This is a genomic window from Devosia sp. Leaf420, from assembly GCF_001425445.1.
GTDB lineage: Bacteria > Pseudomonadota > Alphaproteobacteria > Rhizobiales > Devosiaceae > Devosia.
Genome location: NZ_LMQU01000001.1, coordinates 459,431 through 477,651 on the forward strand (window position 1 = coordinate 459,431; position 18,221 = coordinate 477,651).

Here is an 18,221-nt window from a genome sequence, read left to right on the forward strand (position 1 = left end):
AACCTTTCGGAGCCGCGAGGCATTGCGAGGTTTCCATGACAGCATCGGCTGTTGCCACGCTCAAGACGCAGCGTCGGCCTCTTTATCCCGGCTGGTTCTACGCGCCGGCGGCAGTGGTCTATTCCGTGCTGTTCCTGGCGCCGACCTTTGCGTCGCTCTATTTCAGCCTGACGCGCTGGACGCTTTTTGACGCGACCTTTATCGGTTTCGACAATTTCGCGCAGTTCTTCCGCGAGCCATTTCTTATCCAGGGGCTCGTCAACACTGTCATCTATGCCGTGATCACCTCGGGCCTCAAAGTAGTGATCGGCATGCTGCTCGCGGTGATGCTGACCAGCCAGATCATGGCGCGGGGCTATCTGCGTTCGGTGATCTTCTTTCCGGTGCTGGTCTCGACCATTGGCGTCGGCATGACCTTTACGGTCTTGATGCACCCGACCATGGGCATGATCAACCAGACCCTTGCCATGATCGGCATCAAGGGACCGGGCTGGCTCGTCGATCCAAAGCTCGCGCTGTTCTCCGTCGCGCTTGTCGATGTGTGGAAGGGTGTTGGCCTAGCGACAGTCATCTATATCGCCGGCCTCGTTGCCATTCCGAAGGACTATTACGAGGCGGCGCGGATCGATGGCGCGACCAAATTACAGAACTTTTTCTATGTGACGCTGCCGCTCAGCCGTCCGGCAACCGCGACAGTCATTACGCTCTCCTTCATCGGCGGGCTGCGCACCTTCGATCTCATCTGGGCCATGACCAAGGGCGGTCCCGGCTTTGCCTCGGACACGGTAGCCTCCGTGATCTACAAGCAATATCAGGCCGGGTTTTACGGGCTTTCGACCGCGGGCAATGTGGTGCTTTTCATCCTTATCGCGGTGCTGGTCGTGCCGCTGACCATGGTCCTCAATCGCAAGCAGGGTCACGAATGAAGACGTCGCGCGCTTCTCTTTTTGGCGGTTTTGCCGCCATCGCGGCCACGTTCGTGGTCTTCGTCATCCCGTTCCTGTTCATCATCCTGATGGCCTTCAAGGACAAACAGCAGTCTGCCCTGCGCGACTTCTCCTGGCCCAACGGCTTTCACCTCTTTGAAAACGTCTATGAGGTGGTCAAGACCCGCAACTGGATGATGATCACGGCCTTCATCAACTCGACGCTGATCACCGTCATCAGCGTCACTCTGCTGATTGTTCTTGCAGCCATGGTCGGGTTCGTCCTCGCGCGCCGCAAGACGCGCTGGAATGGGTTGATCGAATTTCTAATCCTAGCGGGCCTCATGATCCCGCCGGCCGTGGTTCCAACGATCTGGTTGCTGCAAGGCCTAAAACTGTTCGGCACGCTCCATGGCATGATCCTGATCCAGGTGGCCTATAACCTGCCCTTCTCGATCATTCTCTATCGCGCCTTTATCGCCACCATTCCGCGCGAACTCGACGAAGCAGCGGTGATCGATGGCGCGCGTCCGCTCGATGTGTTCTTCCGCATCATCCTGCCTTTGCTCTGGCCGGTGACGGTGACCAATATCGTCGTGCAGTCGGTTGGTATTTTCAACGATTTCACCAACCCGCTCTATTATCTGCCGGGCAATCAGAATGCGACGGTGCAGCTGACGCTCTATAATTTCCAGAGCCAGTTCAGCACCGCCTACAACCTCCTTTTCACCAATATCCTGCTCATCACCATCCCGCCGCTCATCGTCTTCATGTTCTTCAACCGGCAGATCGTTGCCGGCATGACGGCCGGCGCGGTCAAGGGCTGACCCATGCGCATCTCAACGACATTTTTACGCGAGGAACTCTGACCATGGCCGGTTTGGAACTCAAAAATATCCAGAAGACCTATGGCCAGGTCGAGGTCATCAAGGGCGTCAATCTCAAGGTTGAGGACGGGGAATTCGTCGTCTTCGTTGGCCCCTCGGGCTGTGGCAAGTCCACGCTTCTCCGCATGATTGCGGGGCTCGAGGACATTACCGGGGGTGAACTCTACATAGGGGACAAGCTCTGCAATGATGTCGAGCCGCGCGACCGATCCATCGCCATGGTGTTCCAGTCTTATGCGCTCTATCCGCACATGACGGTCTACGACAATGTCGGCTTTGGTCTCAAACTGGCGAAGACGCCGAAGGATGTGCGCGACCAGAAGATCCGCGAAGCGGCACGCATTCTCAAGATGGAGCACCTGCTCGATCGCAAGCCTGGCCAGCTTTCGGGCGGTCAACGCCAGCGCGTCGCTATCGGCCGCGCCATCGTGCGTCAGCCTGAAGTTTTTCTCTTCGACGAGCCGTTGTCTAATCTCGACGCCGCGCTGCGCGTCGATACGCGAATGGAAATTGCCAAGCTCCATGCCGATCTTGGCGCTACGATGATCTACGTGACCCACGACCAAGTCGAGGCCATGACGCTGGCCGACAAGATCGTCGTGCTCGATGCCGGCGTCGTCCAACAAGTGGGCTCTCCGATCGAGCTCTACCAGCGGCCGGCCAACCTCTTTGTCGCTGGCTTCATCGGTTCGCCGAAGATGAATTTTGCGCCGGTCAAAGTCGATGCCATAGATGCCGATGGCGTAACGGTATCAGGCCAGGATGTGATCAATCTGCGGCTGCCGATCCGAACCAGCGGCGTCAATGTGGGCGATGCGCTCACCCTTGGTGTGCGGCCGCATGATCTTGCGATCGCCGCATCCGGGACGATCATCGGACGCGTGACGCTAACCGAGCGGCTCGGCAATGAGACCATCGTCAATGTCGAACTGCCCTCGGGCGCGTCATGGCTGGCGGTGCTCGCGGGCGACCATATTCTCAACCGCGGCGAGAGCCTGAGTTTTCATGCGGAGACGTCGAAGGCGGTCGTCTTCGACAAGAACGGTCAGTCGCTCGTTTCTTGAGACGAGATGGAAGGTGGCAGCGGACCAATGGAACCGATCGGCCAACCGGCGGGTTGGAGTGGCTCAAACAAGGAGCCTTGATCATGGACCATACCAATCACGTCCGTCTGTCCACCGCCGAACTGACGCCATCGAACCTCGAGGGCGCCACGATTTATGGTGCTGACGACCACAAGGTCGGCAAGGTCGACCACGTTCATGGCCTCGATACCGTGATCATCGATGTCGGCGGTTTTCTCGGTCTTGGCGCCAAGCCGGTTGCCGTGCCGGTGAGCGATCTTGAATTCATGCGCGACGAAGACGGCGACATTCACGCCGTGACCTCGTGGACCAAGGATCAGCTCAAGCAGATGCCTGAGCACCACCACTAAGAAAAGAGCCCGGCCTAGCGCCGGGCTTCTTTCTTGCTCCGATAGAGTCCAATCGCGGTCTCTTTTCAGCAATAGGCGGCTCAGGAAATCGGCAAAAGAAGAACATGCCGACGGCCAAAGCCTCCAAACGAAAAACATCCATCCAAGCAATTGAAAGCCGCCTGGAAGATGGGCAAATTCCGCTGCAATTGCGGCCCGGACTGCGGGCTTGCGGACAGGAGAAATCGATGAAGTTTTCCAAAGTGCTCGTCGCCGTTGGTCTGTTGGCGCTTTCCACCCCGGCCTTCGCACAGACGGCGCTGGACCAGGTGAAGGAAGCCGGTGTGCTCAAGATTGGCACCGAAGGCACCTATGCTCCGTTCACCTTCCACGACGCTTCGGGCGCGCTGGTGGGCTTTGACGTCGAGATCGGCAAGGCTGTTGCCGAGCATCTGGGCGTGAAGGCCGAATTCGTCGAAGGTCCGTGGGATGGCCTGATCGCGGGTATCGACGCCAATCGCTATGACGTCGTGATCAACCAGGTCGGCATCAATGCGGACCGCCAGGCAAAGTACGATTTCTCCGAGCCTTATATCGCTTCGAAGGCTGCTCTCGTCGTCAAGGACGACAACACCGACATCACGAGCTTTGAAACGCTCAAGGGCAAGAAGTCGGCCCAGAGCCTGACCAGCAACTTCGGCAAGCTGGCCGAAAGTTTTGGTGCTGAACTCGTCGGCACCGAAGGCTTTGATCAATCGATCGCCCTCGTTGTTCAGGGCCGTGCAGACGCGACGATCAATGACAGCTTGTCGTTCTTCGATTTCAAGAAGCAGCAGCCAGATGCACCAGTGAAGGTTGTCGCCACTGCCGCTGACGCCGATTTCTCCGGCATCATCCTTGCCAAGGGCAAGCCCGAACTGCTGGCCGCGATCAATGAAGCGCTCGACGCCATCAAGGCCGACGGGACTTATGCGGAAATCTCGCAGAAGTACTTTGGCGAGGACGTCTCCCAGTAGTCTCAGACGCTTCGAATGTTTAGAAGGGATCGGTCGAGGGTCGACCGGTCCCTTTTCATTGGCAGGATGATGCATGCCCCATTGGCTGAACCTGATGATCGAGTCCCTGCCCTCTTTGCTGTGGGCCTGTATCTCGTTCACCGTCCCCCTGACGCTGCTTTCCTTCGTGCTTGGGCTCAGTCTTGGTTTGCTCGCGGCCATCACGCGGCTCTTCGGGCCAAAGCCACTTGGGCTTGTGGTGCGGTTTTATGTCTGGATCATTCGCGGCACGCCGCTTCTGGTGCAGCTCTTCCTGATCTTTTATGGCTTGCCGAGCGTCGGGATCGTGCTGGATGCTTTTCCAGCCGCGCTCATTGGTTTCACGCTCAATATCGGCGCCTATACCTCGGAAATCATCCGCGCTGTGCTTTTGGCCGTGCCCAAGGGACAGTGGGAGGCGGCCTATTCCGTGGGCATGACATGGACGCAGGCGATGCGTCGGACCATCCTGCCGCAAGCGACGCGTATTGCCGTGCCGCCACTTTCGAACACGTTTATTTCGCTCGTGAAGGACACTTCGCTTGCCGCCGCCATCACGGTACCCGAGCTATTCCGAGCCGGGCAGCGGATCGTCGCAACGAGTTATGAGCCGCTTATTCTTTATGTCGAAGTGGCGCTGATTTATCTCGTCGTCAGCTCGGCCCTTTCCAGTTTGCAGGGGTGGCTGGAAAAGCGCCTCTCACGCTATGGCGGTTCTATCGAGGCTGCATCATGATCGCGCTGGACAGGATCGAAAAGAGCTTTGGTGACAACCACGTTCTCAAGGGCGTCAGCGTGGATGTGCCGGAGGGTCATGTGACCGCGCTGATCGGCGCTTCGGGGAGCGGAAAGAGCACGCTGCTTCGTTGCGTCAATCTGCTCGAAGTGCCGCAATCGGGCGAAGTGCGGATCGACGATACCTCCATCCGATTCGCACCCAACGGCAAGCCCGACCGCGCCACCATCCTTGCGTTGCGGCGCAAGACGGGAATGGTGTTCCAGAATTTCCAGCTTTTCCCGCACCAAAGCGTGGTGGAAAACGTGATGGAGGCGCTGGTTACGGTGCTGAAGTGGCCAAAAGACCGCGCTCGAGCTCGCGCCATGGAGCTGCTCGAAAAGGTCGGCATGATCTTCAAGGCCGATGCTTGGCCATCGAGCCTGTCGGGCGGCCAGCAACAGCGTGTGGCGATTGCCCGGGCGCTTGCGCCGGCGCCCCGCGTGCTCCTTTGCGACGAACCGACATCGGCGCTTGACCCGCAGCTTGCCATCGAAGTGGTGGAGGTGCTGGCGCAATTGGCGCGGGAGGGCACGACCATGCTGATCGCTACGCATGACCTGCGGCTGGCCGCCAGTATTGCCAGCAATGTCGTCTATCTCGATGCCGGGCAGGTGGTTGAAGCGGGGTCGTCCGCGGACGTTTTCGGCTCTCCCAAGGACGAGCGGACGAAGCGCTTCATTTCGACCCTCAATGGGCAGGCGACGATTGATTAAGCCTGCGCGAGCCCTGCCAAGCACGATTGAAGATTTTGTGGCGCTGCGCCGTCGGCTTCATGCCGCTCCGGAGTTGGGACACGCGGAGGTCGCGACAAGCAAACTCGTGGCTGAACTCCTCGAAAGCTGGGGCTATGAGGTAGCGACGGGGCTTGGCGTGACCGGGGTCGTCGGGACGCTGCGGAACGGCGTTGGTGAGCGGATAATCGGGCTGCGTGCCGACATGGACGCCCTGCCGATTACCGAGGCGACCGGTGCGGATTATGCCAGCCAGACTCCGGGGGTGATGCATGCCTGTGGTCATGACGGGCACACGACCATTCTGCTTGCGGCGGCGAAGGAGTTGGCGGAGCGGCGCAATTTTTCCGGGACCGTCAGGTTGATCTTCCAGCCGGCGGAAGAGACGGGCGGTGCTGTGCAGATGATCGAGGATGGGCTCTTCGACCGGTTTCCGGTCGATGCCATTTTCGGGCTGCACAATTGGCCGGGCGTGCCGGCGGGCGAATTCCGCTTCATCGATGGTCCAGCCATGGCATCGGTCGATCTCGTTATCATCACCATCAGAGGAAAGGGTGGGCACGGCGCCCTGCCCCATGAGACTGTCGATCCGATCGTTGCGGCATCGTCCCTGGTGATGGCGCTCCAGTCGATCGTGTCGCGCAATGTCGACCCGTTTGAAACGGCCGTGATTACGGTTGGCATGATGCATGGTGGCTCCATGCCCAATGTCATCCCGGACAGTGTCGAGCTGCAGATTACCGTACGCTCCTTCAGCGACGCGGTGCGCGACCGCATCCGCGAGCGGATCAAGACATTGGCGGAGGCGCAAGCTGCGAGCTATGGGGCGGTCGCGGAGGTTTTCCATCCGCCCGGTTTTCCGGCTCTTCACAACGATGCCGAGGAAACCGCGTTCGCTCGGCAGGTAGCCATTCGCCATTTCGGCGACGCACAGGTCGGCACGCTCGCCCCGCTCCTGGTCAGCGAGGATTTTGCCTTCATGCTCGAAAAGCAGCGAGGCAGCTATCTCTTTATCGGCAATGGACCAAGCGCGGACCTCCATAGCCCTCGCTATGATTTCAATGACGCCATCATCGCGCCGGCAGCGCGCTATTGGGTGGCACTGGTCGAGGATTTCCTCGCCGCCAACCGGCCGGCTTAGGTCAGGCCGAAGCGCCGAGACGACCCGACGCAATAATCCGCTCGAGGAATTTCTGCGTGCGCGGGTTTTCCGGGCTGGAGAACAGGCGCTGGGGGTGGGCCTCTTCGATGATGCGGCCGGCGTCGAGGAAGCAGACGCGATCGGCGACATCGCGGGCGAAGGCCATTTCGTGCGTGACGATGACCATGGTCATGCCTTGGGTCTTGAGATCGCGGATGATCTTCAAAACTTCGCCGATCAGTTCGGGATCGAGCGCTGCGGTCACTTCATCGAGCAGCAAAACTTCGGGATCGGTGGCGAGTGAGCGGATGACCGCGACGCGCTGCTGTTGCCCGCCGGAAAGCTGCTCGGGATAGGACTTGGCGTACTGGCCGAGACCAAAGAGATCGAGCAGCTTTCGTGCCGCATCCTCCGCTTCGGCGCGCTGGCGGCCATGAACTCGCACCGGGGCAAGGGTGATGTTGTCGAGAACCGTCAGGTGCGGGAAGAGATTGTAGGCCTGGAAGACAATGCCGATGCGCTTGTAAAGGCCGGTGCGGCCGAAGCTTTCGTCATAAATATCCATGCCATCGAGCCGGACATTTCCTTCATCGAACTCGGTCAGGCCGTTAATGCAGCGGAGGAGGGTCGACTTGCCGGAGCCTGAGGCGCCGATGAGGCAGACGACCTCGTGGTGCGCAACAGAGAGGTCTATCCCATCCAGCACCAGACGCTCGCCATAAAACTTGGTGAGCTTGTCGATCTCGATACGGTTCATACAAGAGCGCTTTCAGAAAAAGTGCGAAGCGGTTTTTCGGTTCGAAAGCGCGACAAAACGAACATACTACAAGGCACTCTGGAGACGGCGTTGCCGATCGCGGCGGGCGACATAGTCGGTCAGCCGAGCCATCGGAATGGTGGCAAGGAGGAAGAGGATCGCGGCAACCACGAGGGAAGAATAATTGAAAGTGCGCGCCGTGTAGATCTGCGCTTCGCGGACCGCATCGCGGACGCCGAGGACCGACAGTAGCGCCACGTCCTTTTGCAAAGCGACGACGAGATTGAGCATGGCGGGGACGACGTTGCGCAGTGCTTGCGGCAGGATGGCATAGCGCAGCGTCTGCCACTGGGTGAGGCCCAAGGCCTTGGCAGCCATGCCCTGCCCTTCGTGGACGGCTTCGATGCCGGAGCGATAAACCTCGGTGGCGTAAGCCGAATAGCTCAGCACCAGCGCGACGCCGCCCCAGAAGAGACCATTATTGGGCAGGCCCGGCAGGTTGAGCGCCGGAATGCCGAAGCCGAACAGCAGCACGAGAAGCAAGGCGGGCAGACCGCGAAAGAGGTCGACATAGAGAATTGCGAAGATGCGCAGCGGGGCGAAATAGGGTCCGCCCATGGCGCGGAAAATCGCGAGGATCAGGGCCCAGATGGCAATGCAGACGAGACTGATGATCCAGATCTGGAGGCTGACCAAAAACCCGCGTCCAACGCTTGGCGCGGCTTCGAGCATTGCTTCGATGCTGAAAAACTGGCTCTGGATGCGCGGCCATTGTTCGGCTGAGCCGACGAAATAGACGATGGCGCCGAAGACGATGATGACGCTGACCAAACTAATAAGGACCGGCGTGAGCCGATCCTTGAGAGCGATCGTCCGGCGTCCCTTGCCGGGTCGTCGTGTCATTCGCTGATCACCGGAATATTGGGATCGGCGACGAGATATTTCTGGACGAGTTCGTCGATCTTGCCGCTATCGCGGATGGCAGCAAGGCCTTCGTTGATCCAGGGAACAATCGGATTGCCTGAGGCGAAGAGGAGCGCCAGACCTTCATCCTTCGGGTCCTTGGGCAGGAGCGCCGTGATCTTGGCTTCCGGCACCTGGACGGCCGTGGCGTAGAGCGCAGTCGGCAAAGCGGCGATGGTCGCGTCGATCTGACCACCCTGCAGGGCCTGGAAGACACCGGCCTGATCGTCATAGACGGCAGCATTGTCGATGCCGAGGACGTTGGTCACGTAGTCGAAATCGGTGGTGCCGACGGCAACGCCCCAGCGCGCCTGCTTAAGATCGGCGAAGGATTTTGCGCCGGCGACGGTTGAATCCGGCAGCGCGATGACGGCCTTGTCCGACTGATAATAGACGTCGGAGAAGGTCGCGACCTTGGCGCGATCGGGGGTGACCGAAATCTGCTGGATCGAGAAATCGTAGTTCTTGGGACCGGGCGCAATGGCGCCGTCGAAGGTCACATCGACCCAGACGACATCGTCGCGCTTGAAGCCAAGCTGCTCGGCGAGGGCATAGACGAGCGCCGCTTCAAAGCCTTCACCGGCTTCCGGATTGTTATCGAGCACCCAAGGCGGATAGCTCGGCTCGGAGGTGCTGACGGTCAGCTTGCCTGGCGTGAAAAGGCGCGGATCGTTGGGCGTATTTTCCTGCGCCACGGCAGGCATCACCAGCGCGATCGCTGCCAGGAGGCCGGCCACGATCACATTATGCTTCTGAGCCATTCTGTACTCTCATCGAGTGGTGTTTTGCCCGGCAGTACGGACTTTCGCCCATTTTCGCCACCAAGCCCCGCGTTGAAATTTAACGACAAACGCCGATTGCGCCAGCCACATAATTGCAAATTTGTGAACCCACGAGGTTGTTCATTGCACTTAGTGGCTTTCGCGTAAAAAAGCGATGGTTTTGCAAGACGATGGCGACTGTCGCATGTCCGGCCTCGACTAGTCGAATAGCGGCTGCAAAACCATCTCCGGCACTTTGACCAGACCCTTGTCGGTGATGCGGATTTCAGGGATCACCGAGAGAGGGATCAGGTTAAAGCCCATATAGGGAATGGTGCAGCCGACCTGCGCCCAGGCAGATTTGAGAAGCTGGTTTTCTGCGGCAACCTCGTGCACGCGCTTGTCGGACATAAGACCGGCGACTGGCAGGGCGACGAAGGCGAGCACTTTGCCCTCCTGCACCACAACCACGCCGCCGTTTGATGCTTCGATGGTGTCGAGGGCAAGTTGCATGTCGGCTTCATTGGTGCCGGCGAGAATGATGTTGTGGCTGTCGTGGCCGACGCTCGAGCCGACCGCGCCATTCTTGATGCCGAAATCGTGGAGGAGACCGTGGGCAATGCCGCCATTAGATTTGCCGTGGCGCTCGATGACGGTGACGAAGCTGAGATTGTCACGCTCGAGGATTGTCGCCCAATCGTTGGCCGGGGCGATTTCGACCTTGCGGTGCGGCAGGACGATGCCCGGCATTTCAATGCCGATGGCATTGGCGGTGACGCCGGCCGAGGGCAGCTCTGGCGTGAGCTTCAGGTTTTTGGGCAGGTGGACGGTGTTGTAGGCCGCCTCGGGATAGCGGTAGCGCTGGTTGAGGGTTTCTTCGAGCAAAGGCGTGATCTTGCGGTCCTCGACCATGAGTTCGCCGCCATACCAGGTATTGACCGGCTTTAGCTCATCGTCGAGCAAGACGAGATCAGCGCGGCGACCGCCGCCGAGGCCGCCGATGTCGTCGCCTAGGCCGAAGCGGGTGGCGCCGTGGAGCGAGCCCATGGACCAGGCTTGTTCGGGGCTGACGCCGCAACGGATGGCTTCGCGGACGACCCAATCGAGGCCGAAGCTCAGGAGATCGTCGGCGTCGCGATCGTCGGTGCAGACGCAGAAGCGCTTGTGGCTTGCGCCGAGTTGGGTGATCGGCTTGATGGCTTCGACGATGGAATTCCAGGGCGTTGCGGGATTGCCGCCGCGAAGGAAAACCCAGATGCCGGCTTCGACGAAATCTTCGGCGATGTCGCGATCGATGGCTTCGTGTGTGTCAGTGACGCCGGAGGCCGCATAGGGGGCGACGAAGTCGCGGCCGTAGATGTGGCCAGAGACCGGGCGGCCACGCTTGAGGGCTTCGGCGATGATGGCGTGGCTGCGCGGATCGCCCATGGCGACGGGCACGAAGTCCATCTTTTCGCCAAGCGCGACGGCTTCGGGCCACTTGTCGAAGAGTGCGCCGATCTTTTCGGGCGTCAGGTCGCCGCCGGCCGTTTCGAGCTCCGGCGAGGTTGCGGGGACGGTCGAAGGAACGGTGAGAAAGATCGAGAGCGGGGCGAGGCGCGCGTCTTCCAACATGGCTTCGACACCGGCAACGTCCATGACATTGCCGATCTCGTGGCTGTCGCAGAAGATCGTGGTGGTGCCATTGAGGAGCGCCGCTTCGGCATAGGCGCAGGCGGTGACCATCGAGCTTTCGATGTGAATGTGCGGATCGACGAGGCCGGGGGCGATGATGCCGCCCTTGGCGTCATAAGACTTTTTGGGGGCGGGGCCGGCTTTATGAGCGCCTGCCGGTTTGACGGCGGCGATGCGGCCGCCGGAGAGCCAGATTTCCTTATCGGCCAGAATGCGTTCGGAATAGGTCGAGAGCACGCGGGCGCCGGTGATGACGAGATCGGCTGGGGCGCGGCCACCGGCGACGGCGGCGAGCGTCGTGATTTGGCTATGGAGCGGGCTTACTGAAAAGCGGGTGATCGCCATGGGTCAGGCCTCGGAGAATGCGTGAAGGATGCGCACCCAGGAGCGGATGCCTTTGTGAAAGCTCGACAGGTCGTATTTTTCGTTGGGGCTATGGATGCGATTGTCGAAGCGGGCAAAGCCGATGAGGAGGCTGTCCATGCCCAGCCGCTCCTTGAATTCGCCGAGGATCGGGATGGAGCCGCCGGTGCCGGCAAGCGCGGTTTCGCGCTGCCATTCCTCGGTGAGGGCGTCCTTGGCCTTTGTGAGCAATTTGCCATCGAGCGGCATGGATTGGGCGGCGGCGGTGCCATAGGCCTTGAAGGTGACGCTGCAATCGGCCGGGATCATGGCGCAGACAAAATCGCGAAAAAGTTCGCGGATGCGGTGGGGGTCCTGCCCGGCGACGAGGCGGAAGGAGATTTTGGCGCCAGCCTTGGCGGGGATGACGGTTTTGAAACCGTCGCCGGAATAACCGCCCCAGACGCCGTGGACTTCGGCGGTCGGGCGGGCCCAGACCTGTTCGAGGACCGAGCGATCGGCTTCGCCGGCTGTGATGGAGAGGCCGATATCGCCAAGGAATTTTTCGGCGTCGAACGGTAAACGTTCCCACTCGGCTTTGTTGGCGGCGGGCAATTCCATGGCGCCATCATAAAAACCTGGGATGGCGACGCTGCCGTCTTCGTTGCGGAGGGCGCCGATGATGGTGCCGAGGAGCTGGACGGCGTTTCGGGCGGCGCTGCCGAACATGCCGGAATGAAGATCGCGATCGGCGGTCGTGACCTCGAACTCTTCGGAGACGAAGCCGCGCCACATGGTGGTGATGGCGGGGGTTTCGCGGTCCCACATATCGGTGTCGCAAACGAGGATCGTGTCAGCCTTGAGGTCTTCTGCATTGGCTTCGAGGAACGGACCGAGGGAGGGCGAACCGGCCTCTTCCTCGCCTTCGAAGAGCATCGAAACCTGGATCGGCAGACTGCCGGTGACGGTCTTCCAAGCGCGACAGGCTTCGATGAAGGTCAGCAACTGGCCTTTGTCGTCCGAGGCGCCGCGGCCGGTGATGAAGGTTTCGCCATCGGGCTGGGGGACGAGGGTGGGCTCGAATGGCGGTGTGTTCCAGAGGACCAGCGGATCGACCGGCTGGACGTCGTAGTGGCCATAAAAGAGCACGTGGGGACCGGCGACCTTGGGGCCGTGGCCGACGACCATGGGGTGGCCTGCCGTGTCGCGGACGCTGGCGTCGAAATCGAGGCTTGCCAGCTCATCGCGGAGCCATTCTGCAGCGCGGCGGCAATCGCCGGCATATTGGGGCTCGGTCGAAACCGATGGAATGCGGATGAACTCAAAGAGCCGTTCGAGGCTTTGGTCGAACTGGCTTTCGGCTTTGGCGAGTACGGTATCGAGATCGGTCATAGAAAAGGGAATCAACCTTGGAGCACCCACCGACACTGCGGCATCTTGGTGCAAAAGGTAAGGTTGATGACCTTCGCCAGTGCTGATAGCGGATTGCTAGGTCACGCTCTCCGCATGCTTTTCGAGAAGCGTTGCGAGAGCCCGTTCGACATCCTCGTACTGATAGGGCTTGCTCAGAAATAGACCGCCGGCCGGTAGATCGGCTTGTTGCAGCGGCTGTTTGCCGGAGGTGATGAGTATCCCGATATCAGGCAGGCGATCGCGGACGTCTTTGGCGAAGGCCAGACCGTCGGTGTCTCCCGGCATATGAATGTCGGTGAAAATGAGCGCGATATCCGGTCGCGCTTCGAGCGCCGCCCAGGCGTCGACGGCAGTCGCTGCTTCAAGCACCTCGTATCCAGCCTCTTCCAATTGATCGATGAGCGCCATGCGGACGAGAAACTCGTCTTCGACAAGAAGGATTGGCAAGCGAGACATCGGTCATCTCCGTATTCGTCTTGGCTGGCGAAGTGACGTTCGCCGGCTGGCATGACATTTGAACGCGGGTATGCCGCAAACGATCCTCAGGGACGCCGTGAAGTCAACAGACCTGGGGCAGACCCTGAGGCTTGGTGCAGACTAATTTTGGGGGTTCAAGCAAACCAGAGTGTTGGCGCCCTACTCCGTCTGTTCTGCCATTGGGAGATCATTGGCCTTCCAGGCTTCGATGCCACCGCGATACCAATAGGCTTTCCAGCCGAGATTGCCGGCACGCAGGGCGGCGTTATAAGCTGAGCGATCCTGCATGCCCGACCCAAAGAAAATCACCGGCACGGATTTGTCGCCGCTGGTTTCTTCGGTCAGCCAGTCCTCGACGAGCTTTTGGAAACTGTCGGTCAGACTGCCATCGCGCCCCGCATCGGCGACGGCGAAGGCGCCGGGCAAGGTTTCGGCGCCACCGCTCGTATCGACCAGAAGCCAATTGTCATTGGCGGTCACGAGGTCGACAACAGCCTTGGTGGTCAGCGTTTCAGCCCGAGTATGGGCGGCAGGCGTGGGACCCCGATAAGGCGCGGGAAAAAGAACATTGGTGGCCGGGACACCATAATCGGCCAGTTCGTTCAGCGTGCCGGGCGCGACGGCCATGTCCGCATCGTCCATTGCCGCACTCGATGCCTGCGGCGTTTCCGCGGGTGGCTCGGCGCCTGTGTCGCCGAGTTCGACATCGGCGATCATCACCACGAGGTGCTCGATCAGTTCGTAGCACATGGTGATAGTGCCTTCGTCGGGGCTGTACCATGCGTTCAGCTCGTCGCAGTTGCGATAATTGACCGCAATGTCGCGCGGCAGGGCATAGGTCTTGCCCATATCGACGGCGAAACCGCGCAGGGTATCGCCAAAGGTCTCGACGAGAAACTTGCTGATCGGCGTGGTCGGCTCTTCGAAGTTGACGGTGATCGCCGCCCCCGGCGCATCGGCGGCGAGCTGGCCATCTGGATGCCATTCACCGAGGCGGGTGTGAGGCGCAAGGATGGTGCGCCAAGCGCGGTTCTGGCGGTTGAACTCCTCTTCGCAGCGATAAAGCGTGCGCTCTTCGAGCCCGACCTGCTCGGCGATATCGCCATAGAGACCGGGATTGCCGCCATAGATGACGCAGAACGTATTGCGGAAGCGGCGGAGATCGCCGGTGTGCTCATCCTGCCAGGGAAGATCCTGACCGCTCTCGGCGTTGATCATGCCACCGTAATACCAAGGCAAGACGGAATAGAGCGCGACCTCACGGCCGATGAGATCGATGCCTTCATCGCCCGACGGATACATGGTCGGCTCGACGACGCGCAGCGCCGAGAAAATATCGACGGCGTCTTCCTCGGGGCCGGTCGAGGGGACCTGCAACTCGCCGATCAGCGCATGGCCGAACTCGTGCATGAAGATGCCGTTGGTGACCCCAAGATAGGCGCCGATGAGGCGAGATTCATGGCTGTTGATGAAGGGGATTTCTTCGCTCGCAGCACCATTGCCAGCGGCAGCGTCGTCGGCTGCTGCCGGAGTCGAGCCCTTGCTTTTCCCGCCGGCGGGAGCACCAGCAGGTGCGCCGGTTACCGAGACGGCGAAATCGCGGAAATAGAAATCGCCGCGCTCATAGGCGAGCACGCCGACATCACCGCCGAGCACAGGATGATCTTCAAGCGTCGCGATGGCTTCGCCATTGAGAAAAAATGCGGCGATGCCGGGCTGCTCAACCCATTCGAGGAGATCGCTGCCATCGAGCTTGGCAGCACCGGTCAGGCGACCCATTTCCTGCGATTTGCCATCGGCACCAAAGCAGAGGACGAGGCCATCTCCGCCGAGCGTAATCTCGCCCAAGCAGGAGTCATCGCCATTTTCGACGACAAGACCTGCAGCGGACAGCTTGAAATCTTGCGCTGTTTGGCCTTCCGGTGGCCTTACGCCGACATTGACGCGGGTGATGCGTTCGCCCGACTGCACCGGTCCGCCCATGGGCATGGTGAAGAAGTTTTCAGTGGAGGCGGCGGTCTGATTGACGAGGACGATCCAGTCATCCTCGAAAAACAGATCCCAGCCTTCGAGCTTGTCCGCGTCCATGATGGAATCGGTAAGCGGGCCCATGATCGCCGCCATGCGGGTGGCAACGTCGGACGTCTCGGCGCCGGGGGCTTCTGCAGAGGTATCAACTTCGGTGTTTGTGGTCGCGCCACCGCGCGGCGGCAGACCGGAGCCCTGCTGCTGGGGCGCAGCATCGGTATTGGTCGCGGGCAAGTCACTGATGGTAAAATCGGCCAGCCCAAACGTGCCGCGTTCGTAGGCCATAACGCCGAGATCGGCCCCGAGCGCTTCCGTCGCAGAAATTTCGCCGAGCACTTCGCCATTGACGAGGAATGTCGCGCGCCCCGGCACTTCGATCATCTCGATGACGTCGCTGCCATCCAGCTTGGCCGCCTTGGGGAGCGTGGCGATGGATTCAAATTTCTCGTCGATCACGCAGAACAAATTAGCGTCGGCAGCAGCGGTGACCTCGGCAATGCAGGTGCCGTTCTGGGCGCTGTTGTTGGCAACAATACCGATTGCCGCCTTTGGCTGATCGGACTTAAGCGTAACGTTCACCGATACGTGGCGTCCGTCTTGGCTTGGGGGTCCGGCCGGGATGGTCAGCGTCTGTTCGGCGCCCTCAAGGCTGTCATTGCGCAGCACAAACCAGCCGTCCTGCTCGCCGCCCTGCCAACCCTGCAGTAATTGCTGATCCACCACACCATCGAGCGCACCAAGCACCGACTGGCCCAAGGCGGGCTGTAAAAGGGCTATGGTGGAGACGCCAAGCGAAACGACAAAACCAGATTTTTTCATGAACTGTCTGAACCTTACGATGGCAATGGCAGGCCCCCATGCCCACCGCCGCTCCTTCTAGGACGCCCTTCCCCATCAAATCCTTGGGTCGATCGCAAGATTTTTTGTGCGCGGCGCAAAAATAAGGTCAACCTAAGTTGATATCGTTGCACAAAATCCACGCTAAAAAGGCGCCACCCCTCGCGGAGTGGCGCCTGAATGTAGGGAGGTTCCGGTAAAGCGGAGCCGCAGATTTAGTAGTTCACGCCGCCGGCGATTTGGCGCAGCTCAAGGACGATTTTCGGCACGCCATTGTCGATGTGAAGTTGCAGGAACTCACCAGCAAGAACCGAAGCGGCTTTCAAGTCGGCCGCTTCGAGAACGGCATAACCACCAAGGACTTCCTTTGCTTCAGCATAGGGACCGTCGGTCGGTGTGCCCGTGCCGTTCTCGCCCGACAGTCGGATGCCTTCAGCCTGTGGCTTTAGGCCAGCAGTCGAAACCAGGGAGCCATCGGCGAGGCACTTTTCCATCCAAGGGCCCATGGCGTCCATGAGCTGCTGCGGCACGTCCTCCGGCTTGAGGTCGGCAGGGGGAATGATGCTCATGAAATAGCGCATGTGATGTCTCCGAGTAACGCGGCTCGAACCGAACCTTACAGCGACACGACGAGCGGGCAGCGGCAGATTCGACAAGGCGGCGTCACTTTTCTGGAGAATTTTGCCGGGGCGCTTGGTCTGCCCCGGCTTTTTCGATCAGCCGAGCGCCGATTGTTCACGGCAGATGCGGTCGACCAGTGCATCGAAATCACCACGCTCTGGGCGTTTGGTCGCGAGACGCTGCTTGAGGTGGCGGATTGGTTCTTCGAGAATAGTCTCGAGATCGGGAGCGCAGGTGAAGTCACCGGCGACTTTCTTGACCTTGGAATTGTCGAAAATCGCGCTCCAAGCCTTATCGCCGGTCAGCGGACCAACCCAATCAGGAATGTAGCGGACGAGCGTATCGGTCGGCACATGGACGATTTTGGCCTCTACCCCAAGGGCTCGGCCGATAGCCATCTGGATATCGTCCCAGATGTGAGCACGATCATTGGTGATGTGAAAAATCTCCCCGAGGCTCTCCGCCTTGCCAAAGAGGCCGACGAACGGGACGGCGAAGTCGGACGAGCGGGTCAATGTCCACGGCGTATGCCCGTCGCCGGCGACGATCGTCGGCTCTCCATCAAGCATACGCCGCGCCATCACGTCGGCGTCGCCGATCATGATGGGCAAGCCGGTGCGAACGGTGTGGCTCGGACGGACGATGGTCCAGTTTAAGCCCTCGGCGCCTTTGAGCAGATTTTCGCAGGCGATCTTGTCCTGGCTGTAGCGCCAGTATGGGTTGATGGCGGGTGTCTCCTCGGTGATGACGTAGTGCCGAGCGGGCTTTTCGTAGACCGAGGCCGAAGAGATGAAGATATATTGGCCGCAATGGCCGCGGAAGGTGTCGATATCGCGCTGGACCTGATCGGGCGTGAAAGCGATGAACTGGGCGACGACGTCGAAGTTTTGCTCGGCGAGGTCCGCATATTCCGGGCCGTTGAAATCGCCTTGGACGGAGGTCACGCCGGCGGGCAAGGTGTCGCCGCGTTTGCCGCGATTGAACACCGTTACCTGATGGCCCTGGGCCACGGCACGTTCTACACAAGGGTAGGAAATCTGGCCGGTCCCACCGACGAACAACACGCGCAAAGACATTTCAACTCCTCAATTGTCCTCCAAGCCATTGGACGCGCTTGAGAGCGCGAGCGCAAGGCGTTGGAGGCAGATGTCGGAAAGCGATGCCTTGTCGTTCAGTTATTTGACGTCAGAAGCTGCCTTGGCTTCATCGGCAACTGGCTCGCCTTCTGCCGCGTAGGGGACGCGCGCGAGGAGAACACGGCCTTCGTCTTCAATGACGAATTCGCCGCGAACCGGTTCATCGGCGAGAGCGACAGCGCCCTTGGCTGCAAAGGCAGCTTCTTCAATAGCTTCATTCAGAGAGTTAAGTTTAAGCCCCTCGATATCAATCTCGTTCTTGTCGTCGGTCGTGCGATGATTGAAGAAAAACCGTGGCATT

At 60.1% G+C, this 18,221-nt stretch carries 18 protein-coding genes; 8 read left to right on the forward strand and 10 right to left on the reverse strand.

The annotated features are described in order from the left end of the window. Nucleotides 1–35: 35 nt before the first annotated feature. From ASG47_RS02335 to ASG47_RS02370, 8 genes are all read left to right on the forward strand, one after another. Complete coding sequence (locus ASG47_RS02335; protein WP_061907110.1) at nucleotides 36–926, forward strand: carbohydrate ABC transporter permease; 891 nt, start codon at nucleotides 36–38, stop codon at nucleotides 924–926. Then, a complete protein-coding gene (locus ASG47_RS02340) occupies nucleotides 923–1,753 on the forward strand; it encodes a carbohydrate ABC transporter permease (RefSeq protein WP_061907111.1) in 831 nt (276 codons plus the stop codon). The genes ASG47_RS02335 and ASG47_RS02340 overlap by 4 nt, the downstream gene beginning before the upstream one ends. A 44-nt stretch (nucleotides 1,754–1,797) precedes the next feature. Then, complete coding sequence (locus ASG47_RS02345) at nucleotides 1,798–2,877, forward strand: ABC transporter ATP-binding protein (RefSeq protein WP_061907112.1); 1,080 nt, start codon at nucleotides 1,798–1,800, stop codon at nucleotides 2,875–2,877. Nucleotides 2,878–2,960: 83 nt separating this feature from the next. Continuing rightward, nucleotides 2,961–3,248, forward strand: coding sequence for a PRC-barrel domain-containing protein (locus ASG47_RS02350; RefSeq protein WP_061907282.1), 288 nt, complete (start codon nucleotides 2,961–2,963; stop codon nucleotides 3,246–3,248). A 227-nt stretch (nucleotides 3,249–3,475) separates the two neighbouring features. Next, nucleotides 3,476–4,243 carry an amino acid ABC transporter substrate-binding protein gene (locus tag ASG47_RS02355; protein ID WP_061907283.1) on the forward strand — a complete coding sequence of 256 codons (768 nt, stop codon included), beginning with the start codon at nucleotides 3,476–3,478 and terminating at the stop codon, nucleotides 4,241–4,243. A 73-nt stretch (nucleotides 4,244–4,316) separates the two neighbouring features. Beyond that, nucleotides 4,317–4,997: an amino acid ABC transporter permease gene (locus ASG47_RS02360; protein ID WP_061907113.1), complete on the forward strand. Its 681-nt coding sequence runs from the start codon at nucleotides 4,317–4,319 to the stop codon at nucleotides 4,995–4,997. Next, nucleotides 4,994–5,752 carry an amino acid ABC transporter ATP-binding protein gene (locus ASG47_RS02365; protein ID WP_061907114.1) on the forward strand — a complete coding sequence of 253 codons (759 nt, stop codon included), beginning with the start codon at nucleotides 4,994–4,996 and terminating at the stop codon, nucleotides 5,750–5,752. The genes ASG47_RS02360 and ASG47_RS02365 overlap by 4 nt, the downstream gene beginning before the upstream one ends. Next, nucleotides 5,730–6,911 (forward strand): M20 aminoacylase family protein, encoded by a 1,182-nt coding sequence (locus tag ASG47_RS02370; protein ID WP_061907115.1) that lies wholly within the window; start codon nucleotides 5,730–5,732, stop codon nucleotides 6,909–6,911. Before ASG47_RS02365 ends, ASG47_RS02370 begins: the two co-directional genes overlap by 23 nt. A gap of 1 nt (nucleotide 6,912) precedes the next feature. On the opposite strand, the gene ASG47_RS02375 is transcribed toward ASG47_RS02370, so the two are convergent. The 10 genes from ASG47_RS02375 to ASG47_RS02420 all read right to left on the reverse strand — a co-directional run bounded on the left by ASG47_RS02375 (nucleotide 6,913) and on the right by ASG47_RS02420 (nucleotide 18,220). Beyond that, nucleotides 6,913–7,668, reverse strand: a complete 756-nt coding sequence (locus ASG47_RS02375) for an amino acid ABC transporter ATP-binding protein (RefSeq protein WP_061907116.1) — start codon at nucleotides 7,666–7,668, stop codon at nucleotides 6,913–6,915. 66 nt (nucleotides 7,669–7,734) lie between these two features. After that, nucleotides 7,735–8,571, reverse strand: a complete 837-nt coding sequence (locus tag ASG47_RS02380; RefSeq protein ID WP_061907117.1) for an amino acid ABC transporter permease — start codon at nucleotides 8,569–8,571, stop codon at nucleotides 7,735–7,737. Then, on the reverse strand, nucleotides 8,568–9,392 hold the full coding sequence (locus tag ASG47_RS02385) for an ABC transporter substrate-binding protein (RefSeq protein ID WP_061907118.1): 825 nt from the start codon (nucleotides 9,390–9,392) through the stop codon (nucleotides 8,568–8,570). The genes ASG47_RS02380 and ASG47_RS02385 overlap by 4 nt, the downstream gene beginning before the upstream one ends. 219 nt (nucleotides 9,393–9,611) lie before the next feature. Then, the gene (locus tag ASG47_RS02390; RefSeq protein WP_061907119.1) at nucleotides 9,612–11,411 is read right to left on the reverse strand and encodes an adenine deaminase; all 1,800 of its coding nucleotides are present in this window, start codon (nucleotides 11,409–11,411) and stop codon (nucleotides 9,612–9,614) included. A 3-nt stretch (nucleotides 11,412–11,414) separates the two neighbouring features. Next, nucleotides 11,415–12,800 carry a M20/M25/M40 family metallo-hydrolase gene (locus tag ASG47_RS02395; RefSeq protein ID WP_061907120.1) on the reverse strand — a complete coding sequence of 462 codons (1,386 nt, stop codon included), beginning with the start codon at nucleotides 12,798–12,800 and terminating at the stop codon, nucleotides 11,415–11,417. A 96-nt stretch (nucleotides 12,801–12,896) separates the two neighbouring features. After that, nucleotides 12,897–13,277, reverse strand: coding sequence for a response regulator (locus ASG47_RS02400; RefSeq protein ID WP_061907121.1), 381 nt, complete (start codon nucleotides 13,275–13,277; stop codon nucleotides 12,897–12,899). A gap of 180 nt (nucleotides 13,278–13,457) precedes the next feature. After that, nucleotides 13,458–16,145 carry a DUF4344 domain-containing metallopeptidase gene (locus tag ASG47_RS02405; RefSeq protein WP_061907122.1) on the reverse strand — a complete coding sequence of 896 codons (2,688 nt, stop codon included), beginning with the start codon at nucleotides 16,143–16,145 and terminating at the stop codon, nucleotides 13,458–13,460. Nucleotides 16,146–16,378: 233 nt separating this feature from the next. After that, nucleotides 16,379–16,744, reverse strand: a complete 366-nt coding sequence (locus tag ASG47_RS02410) for a YciI family protein (RefSeq protein WP_061907123.1) — start codon at nucleotides 16,742–16,744, stop codon at nucleotides 16,379–16,381. Between the two features lie 135 nt (nucleotides 16,745–16,879). Continuing rightward, a complete protein-coding gene (locus tag ASG47_RS02415; protein WP_061907124.1) occupies nucleotides 16,880–17,860 on the reverse strand; it encodes an SDR family oxidoreductase in 981 nt (326 codons plus the stop codon). 99 nt (nucleotides 17,861–17,959) lie between these two features. Beyond that, the gene (locus ASG47_RS02420; protein ID WP_061907125.1) at nucleotides 17,960–18,220 is read right to left on the reverse strand and encodes a DUF6894 family protein; all 261 of its coding nucleotides are present in this window, start codon (nucleotides 18,218–18,220) and stop codon (nucleotides 17,960–17,962) included. Between the last annotated feature and the right edge of the window lies 1 nt (nucleotide 18,221).

Excerpts from the sequence above, each read along its gene's own strand:
- ASG47_RS02355 (WP_061907283.1), top strand. The coding sequence starts at position 3,476 with ATGAAGTTTTCCAAAGTGCTCGTCGCCGTTGGTCTGTTGGCGCTTTCC.
- ASG47_RS02400 (WP_061907121.1), bottom strand. The coding sequence starts at position 13,277 with ATGTCTCGCTTGCCAATCCTTCTTGTCGAAGACGAGTTTCTCGTCCGC.
- ASG47_RS02360 (WP_061907113.1), top strand. The coding sequence starts at position 4,317 with ATGCCCCATTGGCTGAACCTGATGATCGAGTCCCTGCCCTCTTTGCTG.
- ASG47_RS02385 (WP_061907118.1), bottom strand. The coding sequence starts at position 9,392 with ATGGCTCAGAAGCATAATGTGATCGTGGCCGGCCTCCTGGCAGCGATC.
- ASG47_RS02370 (WP_061907115.1), top strand. The coding sequence starts at position 5,730 with ATGGGCAGGCGACGATTGATTAAGCCTGCGCGAGCCCTGCCAAGCACG.
- ASG47_RS02375 (WP_061907116.1), bottom strand. The coding sequence starts at position 7,668 with ATGAACCGTATCGAGATCGACAAGCTCACCAAGTTTTATGGCGAGCGT.
- ASG47_RS02380 (WP_061907117.1), bottom strand. The coding sequence starts at position 8,571 with ATGACACGACGACCCGGCAAGGGACGCCGGACGATCGCTCTCAAGGAT.
- ASG47_RS02350 (WP_061907282.1), top strand. The coding sequence starts at position 2,961 with ATGGACCATACCAATCACGTCCGTCTGTCCACCGCCGAACTGACGCCA.
- ASG47_RS02405 (WP_061907122.1), bottom strand. The coding sequence starts at position 16,145 with ATGAAAAAATCTGGTTTTGTCGTTTCGCTTGGCGTCTCCACCATAGCC.
- ASG47_RS02365 (WP_061907114.1), top strand. The coding sequence starts at position 4,994 with ATGATCGCGCTGGACAGGATCGAAAAGAGCTTTGGTGACAACCACGTT.
- ASG47_RS02410 (WP_061907123.1), bottom strand. The coding sequence starts at position 16,744 with ATGCGCTATTTCATGAGCATCATTCCCCCTGCCGACCTCAAGCCGGAG.
- ASG47_RS02420 (WP_061907125.1), bottom strand. The coding sequence starts at position 18,220 with ATGCCACGGTTTTTCTTCAATCATCGCACGACCGACGACAAGAACGAG.
- ASG47_RS02390 (WP_061907119.1), bottom strand. The coding sequence starts at position 11,411 with ATGGCGATCACCCGCTTTTCAGTAAGCCCGCTCCATAGCCAAATCACG.
- ASG47_RS02345 (WP_061907112.1), top strand. The coding sequence starts at position 1,798 with ATGGCCGGTTTGGAACTCAAAAATATCCAGAAGACCTATGGCCAGGTC.
- ASG47_RS02415 (WP_061907124.1), bottom strand. The coding sequence starts at position 17,860 with ATGTCTTTGCGCGTGTTGTTCGTCGGTGGGACCGGCCAGATTTCCTAC.
- ASG47_RS02340 (WP_061907111.1), top strand. The coding sequence starts at position 923 with ATGAAGACGTCGCGCGCTTCTCTTTTTGGCGGTTTTGCCGCCATCGCG.
- ASG47_RS02335 (WP_061907110.1), top strand. The coding sequence starts at position 36 with ATGACAGCATCGGCTGTTGCCACGCTCAAGACGCAGCGTCGGCCTCTT.
- ASG47_RS02395 (WP_061907120.1), bottom strand. The coding sequence starts at position 12,800 with ATGACCGATCTCGATACCGTACTCGCCAAAGCCGAAAGCCAGTTCGAC.